Source organism: Brevibacillus sp. B_LB10_24, from assembly GCF_046036945.1.
Taxonomy (GTDB): domain Bacteria; phylum Bacillota; class Bacilli; order Brevibacillales; family Brevibacillaceae; genus Brevibacillus_C.
The window spans coordinates 25,571-39,562 of the sequence record NZ_JBJQOQ010000009.1 but is presented as its reverse complement, the minus strand read 5'-3'; the positions used below and the strand labels follow the sequence as shown (position 1 = coordinate 39,562).

Sequence of the window (13,992 nt, the reverse complement as noted above, 5' to 3'; positions counted from 1 at the left end):
AATGGATCGTAGAGGAGTGATGAACGTGGAACAACTGCTTCAACTGGTGAAAGATTACTGGCCGATTGCGGTTATTCTCCTGGTGGTCGTTGTGGCCTTCCAGTGGATCATACGCAGCCTGTTTCGATTGCTCTCGGTTTTGGTGGCGATTGGAGTGGTGCTGGTGCTGTTTTTCCAGTTTAGCCCGGAAGAGGTTCTCAACATGGGGCGCACAGCGGTGCAAGCGACGCAGGAAGTGGTGCAGAAGACGATCAAGCCGGTGCTGGATGCCGAATTGAAAGACGCAGACATCTCGTTCCAACCCGACGGCAATTACGAGGTGAAGACGAACAGTATTCGGATCGTCGGCAAAAAAGGAGAGTCCAAAGCCACGGTGTACTACAAGGATGACAAATGGGACGTGGATATCGGCCAACTGGGCAACCTGTTCCAGGAGCGGTTGGACAAGGCGGAGGCCGAAAAAAAGGCGGCAGAGTAAGAGAAGGGTCAACGGGAGCGGCGGTCTTGCGAAAGATCGCCGCTCCTGTTTATTTTCAGCAAAAACACCTCCAAAGGGGAGGTGCAGCTAGAGGGGGAGAAAGGTTTATTCTTTCGTCGACACTGATCATTCTAGTAAACAAATGTGGAACAGCGATGGAATTCGTATAGAAATATGTGAAAAATGAAATGAACCCCGGTCGAGCAGTCACGCTTTGTCCAGGGTTCCTGTATCTGTGAACAGGCAGATCATTCACTGCTGCCGGCCAGTTGTTTGGCGACGTATTCCTTGAGCTTGCCGGGATCGGCTACAAGGACGGCAGCACCTTTGATGGTCTCTTCTTTTAATAATTCCATGGGCGGGAGCTGGGCGGTCACGATGGAATCCGTTTGTACTTTGTAGCAAAGGACGGCCAATTTGAGCATATTCTTTAGATCCAGGTTCGTTTCGATGTAGGGAGCGATTTCATTCAAAATGTTCGGAAGTGCGACCAAACTGGATGTCGTCTGCAGCTTTTTCCCTACGGCCATGAGAAACTTCCGCTGGCGCTCGGTTCGGGTATAATCCGACATGGCATCATGGCGAAATCTGACGTACTGCAGGGCTTTATTGCCGTCCAGATGCTGCATGCCTTCTTTTAAATTGATCTGATATTCCGGCTTGTCGCTCGGGTCTGTATACTTCATGTTTTTCTCGACGTACAGGTCCACACCGCCGATGGAATCCACCAGTTTGATGAAACTCTCAAGATCGACGTAAAAGTAATAATGGATAGGAAGGCCTACCAGCTCGCTGACGGTCTTCATAGACAACTCCGGCCCGCCGTAGGCAAAGGCAGCATTGATCTTTTGGCTGCCGTGGTCTGGAATATTTACGTAGGTATCTCGCAGGATCGAGAAGACATGGATTTTTTTTGTCACCGGGTCGATGGAAACGAGCAGCATCGTATCCGTACGGCCCGGGTCGTCATCGCTTCTGCCGTCCCCGCCGAGAAGTAAGATATTCACTCTTTCGTCGCCTTCCCACTCTGGAATTTGATTCGTCAGAGGTTCCTTTTCCGCTGGCTGGAGATCGATTACATTTCTCACATCAGGATTGCTAATCTGTATCGCAAAATGAAAAAAGGCATAGCCGTAGTAACCCATGATCAGCAGTATGGGGATTGCTAGAGACAGCGCGATCCACCGCAGTTTGATTTGCACGATTGCTCTCCATCCTCTCTGTATATGAGTTTCTTGTCCATTGCCCGGATCGACATTTTTTGCGTTTTCTCTGTTGAAAAAATGTCGAAGATTTTCCCACATTATAGTTCACAAAGATCAAAAGTTGCAATATTTTCCGGCAGCCAGTTTCAGAACCGGACCGGTTACAGGACAAAAAAAGCACCTCCTAAAATGGAGGTGCAGCACAGAGGGTAGATAGGTGATGTCCATGTCGTCGACACCTATGATTCTACTAGGCAAATGTGTAAGAGCGATGGAATTCGTAAAAAAAACAAGTGTAAAATGAGCCCGGGTGAGAGATATTGTGGCAGCAAGACAATTGACGGAATTTTAAAAACATCCCAGAAACCGGAAAATCCAGGACTTTATCTTTTGGATAAGGCAGGCATGCCGATTACGTCTGGCAGGTTGCGGGGGGCTAACAGACCAGAGCGGAGGTTCTGGGGCATAGGGAGTATTCCATTCCGTATAAGCCGGGCTGGGCTTGCGATGTGATCTGACAATGATCTGAAATTTGGAAACCAATCGGACGAGGAGGAAGGATGTCAATGAAAGAGACGATCGGTACTGACGAATTACTTGCACGGTTTGCGAAGATATACACAGGAGCCATCTCAGATTCATTGGACCAATTGGGATACAAAAACCAGGTTCTTCCCAAAGAACTAAAGGGATTGACTCCGGACGCGAATCTGTACGGAACGGCATTGACCGTAAGGGGAGAGGCGACCCACTCGGAAGATCCCGAGGTCGTGTTTGTTCCCATGCTAAAAATATTGGGCGATGTGAAAAAGAACGACGTCGTCATCACCCAACCGCATGACGATACTTGCTCGCATTTGGGGGAACTTTCTGCTGCGGCGATCAAGGCCCGCGGCGGAGCGGGAGCCGTTATTTACGGCGGAGTCCGCGACGTGGATAACATCCATAAGTTGGGGCTGCCTGTCTTTCATTTGTACACGACACCGGCTGATATACTGGGGCGATGGTGCCTGAAAGAGTACAAGGTACCGATTCGAATCAAAAACGTTGCCATATACCCGGTAGATATCGTCGCAGGAGAAATTTTCCGCAACAAGCAAGCAATCTCTCTTGTTGTAAAATGTCCGGGGACGTCCCGCCGACTTGACAGGTGTCGGGACGCCCCCGGTCGGCCAGCGGCATCAACCCTCCTTAGAAGTTGTAGTTATCGATGTTGTCTTTATTGAAGATAACCCTCTCCGGCAGCAGGATGATTCCGCTGTCATCAGCCGTGTATGTGTACCCCTGGATCGTGTTCGGTTCAATTTTCACTGTACCGACACCGGGCACGTCAAACGAATCTCCCACTTTCAACTGCTTGTTTTCCACTGTCATCAGGTAGGCGACATACGCTGCCAAGGCCCCTTGCTTTTTCACGTCCCACAACCCAAAGCGGTCAACTGTTCCGCGTTTGACAAAATCGCGCATGACGTTGGGAGTGGAGAAACCGGTAATGACGACTTTGCCGTTCTTGTTCAGATTTTCGGCGGCCTGTGCCATGGCCGGCAGGGCTGTCGCATCCGGGCAGATGACGGCGTTGATGTCCGGGTGGGCCTTCAGGATGCCCTCGCCGACAGACAGCGATTTTTGCGCGTCGTTTTCGCCGTATTGGGTCGTCACGATTTCCCATCCCGGGTATTTTTCCGCGATCACTTTTTTGGCGTGATCGACCCATTGGTTCTGGTCGGTAACTGTAGGGCTGGAGTAGAAGAAGGCCACTTTCCCCTTGTCGCCGATCTGATCGGCCGTCATCTGGATCAGCATGTCGCCAAGCTGCTCGGGCGTGCCTTGATTAATGTAAAAAGAGCGGTATTCCGGATTGACGTCAGAATCCCAGGTGATGATCTTCGTACCGCGCTCCTTGGCCCGGGCCAAGGCCTGATTGAGGCCGTCTACGGAAGTAGAGGAGATCATGATCGCGTCGTACTTCTGATTGGCGAAGCTGTTGATGAACTGCACCTGTCCGGAAACGGATGCCTCGGTTGGGCCGTCGTACTTGAGCTGCACGCCCAATTGGTCCGCCATCTCCTTCGCTCCTTCCCCGCCGGAGGTGAAGAAGCCGACACCGACCAGTTTGGGGATAAAGGCAAGCTTGACGTTTTTCTTCTCAGTCGGATTGGCAGCGGCTGGTTGGGAGCCGCCAGGTGAGCCTGCATTATCGTTTACGGCTTTCGGTTGTTCCGCTGTGCTTCCGGAATTGGCCGGCGCACTGCTGCAGCCGGCGGAAATCAGGGCCAAGACGATCAACAGCAGCAGCGGGAACAGAAATCTTTTTGTTCTTTGGCAGTACATGACATTCAACCCCTTTTCTTTTATTCATTCACGATTTCAATCCTTTATGTGTTTGCCTGGCGGTATTTGCGCAACGCGCTTTTCCACTTGTCCCACTGAAACTGCCTGATGGCTACGGTCAGAATCAGCATGAGACCGATGACGATCGTCGTCTGCTGGCTGGAGAGATCGATCATCTGCAAGCCGTACTGCATCAAGCCGATCAGAATGCTGGCAACGGCTGTGCCAAAAACGGTTCCCCGCCCTCCGGTAATGCTGGTTCCCCCCAGGACGACGGCCGTAATGACGGGCAGGACGGCTTCCGCGCCGAGGTCGGAGCGGGCTGAGCCGAAGTAGGAGGAGAGGACGATTCCCCCGATGGCGGCGCCCAGCCCGGACAGCATGTAGGTGCCAAGGACTGTCCAGCGGGTCATCACTCCGCTGTAGCGGGCCGTCTTTGCGTTAATGCCGACCAGATAGACGTTTCGTCCATACCGGGTCAGATGGAGCAAGACCCCAAAGCAGACGGTTGAGCCAAGAAACAGCAGCAGCAGGTTTGGCAGACCAAGTATGCTGTCATTGGCCAACTGGACGAAGGAATCGGGAAAGCCGCTGATGCCTTCATATCCCTGGGCATTGGAGCCGCCAGAGACGACGAGCGCAATCCCCGAAAACAGAAACATGCCGCCAAGCGTTATAACGAGAGGCTGAACATTCGTCCATGCGACGAGTGAACCGTTGACAGCCCCTGCCGCGATCCCGACCAGCAAGGCGAGAGCCACCGCGACCCAGATGTTTACGCCTGAGCTCCAGAGCATCCCGACCGTGATCGAGGTGAGGCCCATGACCGACCCGACGGAGACGTCAATTCCCCCGGTGATGATCACGAATGTCATCGGCACAGCGGCAAGTCCGATGTAGATGAAGTCATTCATGCTGTACAGAATCGAGCTGACGTCCCAAAAACCGGGATTCAGCAGGCCAAAACAAAGGATCTCGGCTGCCAGCAGCACGCATAGCCAAAACTCCCATCTCACGATCCTTGAGATGTTCATCATGGACGTCCTCCTTTCTCATCTGCCGGGATTTGCTGATGGGCCGCCGGTATGGCTGCACTCTGAGCTGTTGTCTGTTTGGATGCCCGCCTTTTGGCATATTGCTGCAGCCGGTTATCGCCGATGACGATCACGAGCAGCAATAAGCCGAGAATGGCGTTATTCCAATAAGCCTCCATCTTTAGGAAAATCAGCGAACTGCTGATCAAGGTAAGAAACACCGCTCCGATTCCCGCCCCCAATGTCGTGCCGACCCCGCCGGCCAGGCTGACACCTCCCAGGACGGCGGCAGCAATAGCCCGCAGCTCCATGCCGCTGCCTGTTTGATTGGGGACAAATCCGATGTTCATCACGTAGATCAAACCGGCGATGGCGGAAGCGATTCCCGAAATGGCGAAGGCAGCCAGCTTTACCCGGCTGACAGGGATTCCGAGCAAATGAGCGCCGCCCTGGTTGTCGCCGACAGCGTAAAAAAACCGTCCAGGCCGGGTGCGTGCAAGCAGGAAATGGGAGATGAGCATCAGGAAAAGCACGATCCAGACAACCAGATTGATGCCGAGCAGTTTTATCCCTGCCAACTGCTTGTAGGCGTTGGGGATGTCTTCGATCCACTTTCCGTCCGTCAGTACCAGCATCACCCCTTTTGCCGTCCCCAGCATGCCCAGTGTCATGATGATCGAAGGGATGCGGAGCTTTGCCACGCCGATTCCATTGATCAGCCCGGTCAAGGCGCCGCCAGCCAGAACAAGGGGGATCATCACCCAGATGGGCGTGCCGCTGACCAGCAGCATGCCGCACAGCACAGCGGACAAGCCCATGATTGAGCCGACCGAGACATCGATCTCTTTCGTCAGCAGAACAAAGGTTTGGCCGATCGCCAGGACTAACAGGATCATGCTGTTGTTCAAGATGGAAGCAAGTGTATCGCCTGTGAGAAAGTCAGGATTTATCAGTCCGACAATGATCAGATAAGCAAACAGGAAGAACAGGATTGACAGTTCCCGAATGCGGAATAATCTGGAAATTAATGGCATACAGCCGCAACCTCCTTGCTTACACCAAAAGCAGCCGTGGTGATGCTGTCTACCGTAATCTGAGGTTTTTCCATCATCGCGGTCATTTTCCCCTCGAACATGACCATGACCCTGTCGCTCAACTGGACGATTTCCTCCAGATCGGAAGAGATCAGGATAACCCCCATCCCGTGCTGACGGATTTCCGAGATGATCCGGTAGATATCCGAGCGGGCGCTGGCGTCGATACCCCGCGTCGGTTCATCCAGTATCATCAGCTTTGGTGCAGCCGCCAGGTATTTCGCCAGCACCACCTTTTGCTGATTTCCGCCGGACAAAGAGCCTGCCTGCTGCCGCTCGCCGGTGCAGTTGATCTGCAGCTTGCCGATAAACTCCTGGGCGACCTCGCGTTCTTTGCGATGCGGCAGAAACCAGCGGGTGAGGCGATGCAGAATGGTTGAGGTCATGTTCTGGCTGATGCCGGCGATGGAAAAAATCCCGTGTGCATGGCGGTCTTCCGGGACGTAAACCAGGCCGTCCTTGATGCGCTGGCGGATCGATCGGCGTTTTAGCGACGCTCCATCCAACAGCACGTCGCCGCGATCCCATTCGGCAACTCCGAAGATCGCTTCCGCCAACTCGGTTCGTCCGGCGCCGACGACGCCGGCAATCCCGAACACTTCGCCGTGGTGTACCTGAAACGAGAGCTCATGAAATCCCTTTCCACTCAAGCCATGGACAGCAAGCAGCGGAACGTCAGCAGACGTGTGACGGGAAGGCTCGATTGCTTGCGGTGCTGTCGGCTGATCCGCCGCCTTCGACGGTTGTGCCGCCTGAGGAGGCAATAACCCTTCGAGCAGCATCTGATGGGTGAAGTTTTGCACGGGTCCCGCAGCGGTGATCATGCCATCGCGCAGGACCGCAACGGTATGGGCCAACTGAAAGATTTCCGAGAACCTGTGGGTAATGTAGAATATGCCCATGCTCTGGTCGCACAAGCGGCGCAGGGTTTGAAACAGAGACGCAATTTCTCCGAACGTCAGCGTGGAGGTAGGCTCATCTAAAATGAGGATTTTCGCTTCCCGAATCAGTCCCCGCAGAATTTCCACCAACTGCTGCTCCGCGATGGACAAGGTTCCGGCCACCTGATCGAGACGCAGATTCCAGCTTAAGTGGGCCATGATTCCCTGCAGTTTGCGCTGCAAGTCCGCCGTCTTTTCGGACATGCCGATCAGGATGTTTTCTTCTACTGTCATGTTGGGAAAGATCAACGGTTCTTGCGGCACCAGATAGATCCCGAGCTCGTGCGCCTCTTTCGGATTGGCGATGCGGACGCTGCGGCCGTGCATCGCAATGGTGCCGGAATCCGGCTGGTACAATCCGGTAATGATTTTCATCAGAGTGGATTTTCCTGCTCCATTGCCTCCTACCAGAGCAAAGATTTCTCCCGGATGCAGTTTCAGATCGACGCCCTTTAACACCGCATTGCCGGAAAACTGTTTGCAGATCCCTTGCAAGGAAATCAGGCATGCGGAATCTGGAAGCGGGATAGCCATATAATTTGATCACCTACTTTTGCATATTTGTTGTCGAAGTGATTTTTTGTTCATTTTTTGAAAAGTGGAAAAATGAGATTTAGCTAATAATATAGTGGGGAGGAATAGTACAGTCAATAATTATTTTAGAAATAATCAAAAAATTTTCAATTGACTATCACATATCGGCCATTTATACTCTGAATTAAATTGAACAATTGTTTTGTATTTATTTTTTTGTTGAAAGGTTGATACAGTTGCAGGATAAAAACATCTACTCAGAAAGCATGCTTGTCCGGGTCGCCTGGTATTACTATAAAGAAAATCTCACACAGGATCAGATCGCTGCCAAGTTGAACATCTCCCGCAATAAAATTGTGCGCATCTTGGAAAAGGTGCGGACGGAGGGCATCGTTCAGTTCCACATTAAAGGCCAGACAGCAAATTGCCTGGAGATTGAACACGAATTCAAGCAGAGATTTCAGCTGAAAGATGCGTTCATCATCCCGACGCCGCGCGAGAACATGAGCGATTCATTGGCAAAGGCAGCCGCGCAGTACTTGGAGGAAAGGCTGCAGCCGAATGACTTTATCGGGTTCGGCTGGGGGGATGCGGTCGCCCGGACGATTCAACACCTGTCGATCAATCCCGATGACAACATCTCTGTCGTTACCCTGACTGGCGGGGTGAATTACTATTATTTTCACAACAAATACGACCAGTACGATGTCAAGCTGGATAAATTCAACGGCCGGCTGTTCGTGATTCCCTCGCCCCTGTTGGCCTCCACGGAGGAGATGTGTGCCAATATCCTGTCCGAGCCGGCTGTGAAGGAGATTTTGGAATTGGGCAATATCATCAGCTACGCTGTAATCGGGATCGGCGGCCTGTCCTCCGAATCTACGATTATAAAAGAAGAAAAAATGACGCTCAATGAGCTGGCCTACATCCAGAAGCAGAACGCTGTAGGGGATATCCTGGGGCAGTTTTACGATAAAAACGGCACCGTCCTTGATTTGCCCCATCACCGCCGGATCGTCGGCGTTCAGCTGGACCGCTTGAAAAACATGCAAAATGTCATTGGCGTAGCGGGAGGCCAGCACAAAATCGCCGCCATTTTCGGGGCGCTGAGGGGAGGGTATCTCGATACGTTGATCACGGATGAGCAAACGGCGTTGGAGCTATTAAAACAGGAGGTGAGCGAATAATGGCCTACTTATTGGCGCTGGATGCAGGCACAGGCAGCATTCGGGCGGTATTGTTCGACCTTGACGGCAACCAAATCGCATCGGTCCAGCAGGAATGGACCCATCTAGCAGATCCGCGTTATCCGGGATCGATGAACTTTGACACGGAATTGAACTGGGAGAGGGTCAAGCAGTGTATCGCAGGCGTCATGAGCAAGTCGGGGATCCGCCCGGGAGACATCAAAGCGATCAGCGCAACCAGCTTTCGCGAAGGATTTGTCCTCTACGATTCCCATGGAAAGGAATTGTGGGCTTGTGCCAATGTCGATGCCAGAGCGGCGGAGGAAGTCAGCCAATTACGGGCATTGGATGCGGAGCTGGAGCAGCGGATCTACAGGCTCTCTGGGCAAACCTTCGCCCTGGGAGCGCTGCCGCGGCTTCTCTGGCTGAAAAACAGGGAGCCGGAGATGTATCAGCAGATTGCCTGCATCTCGATGATCAATGATTGGATCCTGTACAAGCTGACCAACCAGCTGTCGACCGACCCGTCCAATGGCTGCACCACCGGGATTTTCGACCTGGAGTCGCGAAGCTGGAATCCGGATATAGCGGCATCATGCGGGCTGAAGGATACGATTTTTCCCGTTGTCAATGAAGGCGGAACGATTATCGGGCATATCAGCAGGGAAATTGCGGAGTTGACCGGACTGGCGGAAGGGACGCCGGTCGCAAGCGGCGGCGGCGATGCCCAAATGGCGTCCGTTGGCGTGGGGGCGGTGAAAGCAGGACAAACCTTTGTCTGCGGGGGCAGCTTCTGGCAGCAGGAAGTAAATGTAGCTGCGCCGGTGGTGGACAGCGGAAACCGCATCCGCGTCAATTGCCACGCAATTGCGAATTTATGGCAAATGGAAGCGATCGCGTTTTTCCCCGGCCTGGTCATGCGCTGGTTTCGCGATGCGTTTTGCGAGCTGGAAAAGTGGATGGCCGAAAGGACTGGCGTCGACGCCTACGAATTGCTGGAACAGCAGGCGAGACAGGTGCCAGTCGGCTCCCATGGCATCATGCCGATATTCTCCGACGTGATGAATTACATTTCCTGGCGGCACGCCTCGCCTTCCTTCATCAATCTGAGTCTCGACCCTGCCGTATGCGGGAAAAAAGAGCTGTTCCGGGCTCTGCAGGAGAATGCGGCCTATGTTACCCTCGGAAATCTGAAAATTATTGAACATGCAACCGGGTATTTTCCGCAGGAAGTGATTTTTGCCGGGGGAGCGGCCAAGGGCGTGCTGTGGAGTCAGATATTGGCCGATGTGCTGGGCGTCCCGGTAAAGGTGCCAGTGGTCAAGGAAGCGGCCGCTTTAGGCACGGCGATCATTGCCGGAGTCGGGGCCGGATTGTACGCCTCGATTGACGAAGCCGCAACCAGGCTGGTGCGTTGGGAGCGGGTTCACGAGCCCAACATGGCGCATCACCAGACGTATGCGGGACTGTTCGCCACTTGGCGGGAGGTTTATTCCGCACAGCTGCCGCTCGCTGACAGAGGCGTTACCACCCACATGTGGAAAGCGCCTGGTCTATAAAAAATGAAACAACAGTGGAGGGATTGCTCTTGTACAAGGTACATGAATCGGAATCGGAGTACCGTTTTGGGGACCACGGGCCTAAATACCTCATGCGGGGTTCGCAAATCGAGTTTGGCATCGTCGTGTTAAAGCCGGGACAGGAATTCCAGAATCACTACCACGAGCATTACGAAGAAAATTTCTTTGTCCTGGAGGGGAAAGTGGACTTTTACGTCGACGGCAGCCTGCATACGTTGGAAAAAGGCGATCTGCTGCGCTGCGACAAGCGGGAAGCGCACTATCTGATCAATCCCTACGATGCCGACTTCAAGGCCGTATTTGTCAAAGCGCCGCACGTGACAGAACGGGATTACGTCGAAGTGGAAAATCCGGCAATTCAGCGTTCAGGAGGGAAATGATGGCACTTGTCAATATGAATGAGATGCTGGCGCAAGCCCGTCGCGGCGCGTATGCAATCGGATCTTTTGATTTGATCAACCTGGAATTTGCCGAAGCGATACTCGCGGGTGCTGCAGCCCAGTCCGCTCCCGTCATCCTGAGCACGGCAGCTGTCCATTTTGACTACGTGAACATGGAGGCCCTTGCCCCCAGCCTGGTCAATCTGGCGGAAGCAGCCCCGATACCGGTCGCCCTGCATCTGGATCACGGGACAGACGTGGAGATGGCGCTTCGGGCCATCCGGCTGGGGTTTAGCAGCGTCCAGATCGACACCGCCCACCTGCCGTTGGAAGAGAATATCCGCTTAACCCGGGAGGTCGTGAAAATCTGCCATGCCGTCGGCGTTTCCGTAGAAGGCGAGCTGGGGTATGTGGCAGGCCATGAGGGAGATCATGGCTCCCGCTACACCAGTGAAGAACCGATCTATACGGAACCGGGCGAAGCGGCCCGCTTTACGGAAGCGACAGGAGTGGATTGTCTGGCGGTTTCCGTCGGGACCGTACACGGACTGCTGAAGGGGGAACCGCGCATCGACTTTCAGCGGCTGCGGGAGATTCGCGATGCCGCCCACGTACCGCTGGTGATTCACGGAGGTTCGGGATTGTCGACAGATACCTACCGGGAGTTGGTCGAAAGCGGCATGTGCAAAATCAACTACTACGCCGAGCTGTCGAAGGCGGCGGTGAATGCGATCCGCAAACAACTGGCGGAAGATCCGGATACGGCCCATATCACAAGAGTATTGGGCGGCATCCGTTCCAGCGTACAAGCAATCGTAGAAGAAAAGATTCAGGTTTGGGGAAGCGATGGCAAGGCTTAAATACATCTATGGCGAAGATGCCTGTCAGCAGAACATTTTGTTCTCTGGCAGGTTTTGTCATTTGTGAAAAAGGAATTACGATGGTTCTAGTTGAAAATAGGAAAATAGACTCATGACAAGAACAACAAGCGATTCCTTAGAACTGTTGTTCCCTGACAATATCTGTCATATCTAGATGTATACTCATACATAGCGAGGAGAGATGGAGAAGATCGATTACATGCTGCTACAGGGGGGAATCGATATGACCGAAGAGCTATTTCGTATCCAGGAGATCAGGAGGAGACAGTTGGAAGCAAACAGAGACCCTTTATCGCTGCCGGTTGTTCACTCCTTGGAAAAGAGCGATTTAGAAAAAAGGCTCAAGGAATACCGTTCTTATCTGGAGATGGTCAGATCGTGTTTGCGGCGCATTCTCGATACGGTGCCAGGCGTCCCTATTGCCTTTACCGTAACGGACAAAGAGGGATATTTCCTTGAACTTCTGGGTGACGAATCGATTTTGGCGAAGATGCGTAAATTGGGCCTCGGGACAGGGAAAAAAATTCTGGACGAGCTCTCCTCGATCAATCTGGCTTTGAGGCTGGGCAGACAATACAAGCTGATTGGAAAAGAACATTTTTTGGATATTTTGTCAGATACAGCCTGTTATTCGGTGCCGTTTTACGACCGGGAACACGGGAACCTATTGGGGACCATCGGTTTGATGACCACGCTTGCCCACACGACTCCCTTTCACATGACGACATTGGAAGTTATCAGCGATTCCGTTGAGCGGGAGATTCAGCTTCAGCGGCAAAACAGGATCCTGCAGCGGCTGGCATTGACGGATGACCTTACCGGAATCTACAATCGCCGGTTCATGGATGAATACCTGTCCGAAGAGATCAGGCGCAACAGACCGGTATCGCTGATTTTGATAGATGTAGATTTTTTCAAAGAGTACAACGATCATATGGGCCATATGGCAGGAGATACCTGCCTGAAACAGGTTGCGCAAAAAATCAGCCAACTGTTGTACCGCACGGGCGATATCGCGGCTCGATATGGCGGCGAGGAGTTTTGCGTCGTGCTTCCCGATACGGAATTGAAGGGGGCGCTGCAAGTCGCGAAGAGAATTCAGGCCGGGATGGAAGAACTCTCCATCCCCCATCCGAGTCCCGCTGCCGGCAGGCATGTCACCGTCAGCATGGGCATTGCCACCGTGGACTCCAATCGCTGCATCACCAAGAAGGAGCTCCTCATTTGTGCGGACAAGGCGCTCTATCAAGCCAAGAGAGACGGCAGAAACCGGATTGCCTGCTGGCAGGACTGAAACGCCGCAGCGCAGAGAGGAAATGGGACTGGTTTCAAGAATACTATATGGGAGGTATTTCCCATTGACGAGGTGACGACTTGGACAAGGTACAACGCTTGTTTTTCATCCTGACGACGATCCAGCAGCGGCCGGGAATTACCGCCCCTGAGCTGGCGAAGCTGGCCGGGGCGTCGGTGAGAAGCATCTACCGTGACATCAAACAACTGGATGAATGCGGGATCCAAATCATGCTGGAAGGAAACAAGGGGTATTGCCTGATCGACCGTTATATACAGACCCCCGGGCAGCTTGGAGCCGAAGAGTACCTGGCGATTTCGCTCTACCCGATCCTTTCGGGGCAGACAAGGTTAAAAGGACATCCGTTTCAAAGTTCCTTTCAATCCGCGATGGAGAAGATCCTCACCCGTTTTCGGGTAAACGATAACCTCCTGCAGTTGGGGAAGCGCATCAGAATTCGTACAGAGCAGATGAATCCCGAACAGGACATGATCATGCAAAGAGTGATTGAGGCGATCATTCAAGGCGTCGCCATCTCATGCGAATACTACACCATGTCCCGGGAAGACTTGACCGCGCGCACGATCGACCCCTATTACCTGGTACCCCGCGGAGGCTACCTGTACCTGATCGGTTACTGCCACCTGCGTGAGGATGTGCTGACCTTCCGCCTGAGCCGGTTTCATTCCATCGCATTGACGGACAAGAAGTTTCGCATCGGAGACGATTTTCAGATCGATCAATTTTTGGATAAGGTATGGGGGATCAAAGCGGAGACCGAGGAGGTAACGTTTAAGGTTCGCTTCTCCAGGGACGTGGCTCGCTATATCAAAGAGCACAGGTACGATTTCAGGCCGGAATTTATCGATGAACAGGATGGATCACTGCTGTTGATCGTCACCACTCGCGGAACAGAAGAATTCCTCCGGTGGATGAAGCAGTACGGAAAAGATGCCGAATTGCTTGAGCCGCAGGAGCATCGCGCAAAGCTGCTCGCGGAGTATGAAGAAATAGTAGCCAAATACTGTCAGTAGAACTGAGGTTCTCTGGCAG

At 53.0% G+C, this 13,992-nt stretch carries 12 protein-coding genes and 1 pseudogene; 8 read left to right on the top strand and 5 right to left on the bottom strand.

What is annotated here, in order from left to right; genetic code table 11:
• Nucleotides 1-25: 25 nt before the first annotated feature.
• Entirely contained in the window at nt 26-478 is a 453-nt protein-coding gene (locus ACI7RC_RS10590; protein WP_408108208.1) for a hypothetical protein, read from the top strand.
• A gap of 248 nt (nt 479-726) precedes the next feature.
• Here the strand turns inward: ACI7RC_RS10590 and ACI7RC_RS10585 are convergent, their stop codons facing one another.
• A complete protein-coding gene (locus ACI7RC_RS10585) occupies nt 727-1,680 on the bottom strand; it encodes an LCP family protein (RefSeq protein ID WP_408108207.1) in 954 nt (317 codons plus the stop codon).
• Nucleotides 1,681-2,249: 569 nt separating this feature from the next.
• Between ACI7RC_RS10585 and ACI7RC_RS10580 the strand changes: the two genes are divergently transcribed.
• Complete coding sequence (locus ACI7RC_RS10580; protein WP_408108206.1) at nt 2,250-2,909, top strand: RraA family protein; 660 nt, start codon at nt 2,250-2,252, stop codon at nt 2,907-2,909.
• On the opposite strand, the gene lsrB is transcribed toward ACI7RC_RS10580, so the two are convergent.
• The 4 genes and pseudogenes from lsrB to lsrA all read right to left on the bottom strand — a co-directional run bounded on the left by lsrB (nt 2,875) and on the right by lsrA (nt 7,617).
• Nucleotides 2,875-4,014 carry an autoinducer 2 ABC transporter substrate-binding protein LsrB gene (lsrB, locus tag ACI7RC_RS10575; protein ID WP_408108205.1) on the bottom strand — a complete coding sequence of 380 codons (1,140 nt, stop codon included), beginning with the start codon at nt 4,012-4,014 and terminating at the stop codon, nt 2,875-2,877. The two genes, ACI7RC_RS10580 and lsrB, sit on opposite strands and share 35 nt — an antisense overlap.
• Nucleotides 4,015-4,058: 44 nt before the next feature.
• On the bottom strand, nt 4,059-5,042 hold the full coding sequence (locus tag ACI7RC_RS10570; RefSeq protein ID WP_408108336.1) for an ABC transporter permease: 984 nt from the start codon (nt 5,040-5,042) through the stop codon (nt 4,059-4,061).
• A 92-nt stretch (nt 5,043-5,134) separates the two neighbouring features.
• A pseudogene (locus tag ACI7RC_RS10565) lies at nt 5,135-6,073 on the bottom strand (ABC transporter permease subunit); the annotation flags it as partial.
• On the bottom strand, nt 6,073-7,617 hold the full coding sequence (lsrA, locus tag ACI7RC_RS10560; RefSeq protein ID WP_408108204.1) for an autoinducer 2 ABC transporter ATP-binding protein LsrA: 1,545 nt from the start codon (nt 7,615-7,617) through the stop codon (nt 6,073-6,075). The gene lsrA and the pseudogene ACI7RC_RS10565, both read right to left, overlap by 1 nt.
• A gap of 266 nt (nt 7,618-7,883) precedes the next feature.
• On the opposite strand from lsrA, the gene ACI7RC_RS10555 reads away from it, so the two are divergent.
• From ACI7RC_RS10555 to ACI7RC_RS10530, 6 genes are all read left to right on the top strand, one after another.
• Complete coding sequence (locus ACI7RC_RS10555) at nt 7,884-8,804, top strand: sugar-binding transcriptional regulator (protein ID WP_408108335.1); 921 nt, start codon at nt 7,884-7,886, stop codon at nt 8,802-8,804.
• Nucleotides 8,804-10,363, top strand: coding sequence for an autoinducer-2 kinase (lsrK, locus tag ACI7RC_RS10550; RefSeq protein ID WP_408108203.1), 1,560 nt, complete (start codon nt 8,804-8,806; stop codon nt 10,361-10,363). Before ACI7RC_RS10555 ends, lsrK begins: the two co-directional genes overlap by 1 nt.
• Nucleotides 10,364-10,392: 29 nt before the next feature.
• The gene (locus ACI7RC_RS10545) at nt 10,393-10,764 is read left to right on the top strand and encodes a cupin domain-containing protein (protein WP_408108202.1); all 372 of its coding nucleotides are present in this window, start codon (nt 10,393-10,395) and stop codon (nt 10,762-10,764) included.
• Nucleotides 10,764-11,624 (top strand): class II fructose-bisphosphate aldolase, encoded by an 861-nt coding sequence (locus ACI7RC_RS10540; protein ID WP_408108201.1) that lies wholly within the window; start codon nt 10,764-10,766, stop codon nt 11,622-11,624. The genes ACI7RC_RS10545 and ACI7RC_RS10540 overlap by 1 nt, the downstream gene beginning before the upstream one ends.
• 202 nt (nt 11,625-11,826) lie before the next feature.
• Nucleotides 11,827-12,939: a GGDEF domain-containing protein gene (locus tag ACI7RC_RS10535; protein ID WP_408108200.1), complete on the top strand. Its 1,113-nt coding sequence runs from the start codon at nt 11,827-11,829 to the stop codon at nt 12,937-12,939.
• A gap of 80 nt (nt 12,940-13,019) precedes the next feature.
• Complete coding sequence (locus ACI7RC_RS10530) at nt 13,020-13,973, top strand: helix-turn-helix transcriptional regulator (protein ID WP_408108199.1); 954 nt, start codon at nt 13,020-13,022, stop codon at nt 13,971-13,973.
• Nucleotides 13,974-13,992: the final 19 nt, after the last annotated feature.

Excerpts from the sequence above, each read along its gene's own strand:
- ACI7RC_RS10535 (WP_408108200.1), top strand. The coding sequence starts at position 11,827 with ATGGAGAAGATCGATTACATGCTGCTACAGGGGGGAATCGATATGACC.
- ACI7RC_RS10540 (WP_408108201.1), top strand. The coding sequence starts at position 10,764 with ATGGCACTTGTCAATATGAATGAGATGCTGGCGCAAGCCCGTCGCGGC.
- ACI7RC_RS10580 (WP_408108206.1), top strand. The coding sequence starts at position 2,250 with ATGAAAGAGACGATCGGTACTGACGAATTACTTGCACGGTTTGCGAAG.
- lsrA (WP_408108204.1), bottom strand. The coding sequence starts at position 7,617 with ATGGCTATCCCGCTTCCAGATTCCGCATGCCTGATTTCCTTGCAAGGG.
- lsrB (WP_408108205.1), bottom strand. The coding sequence starts at position 4,014 with ATGTACTGCCAAAGAACAAAAAGATTTCTGTTCCCGCTGCTGCTGTTG.
- lsrK (WP_408108203.1), top strand. The coding sequence starts at position 8,804 with ATGGCCTACTTATTGGCGCTGGATGCAGGCACAGGCAGCATTCGGGCG.
- ACI7RC_RS10555 (WP_408108335.1), top strand. The coding sequence starts at position 7,884 with ATGCTTGTCCGGGTCGCCTGGTATTACTATAAAGAAAATCTCACACAG.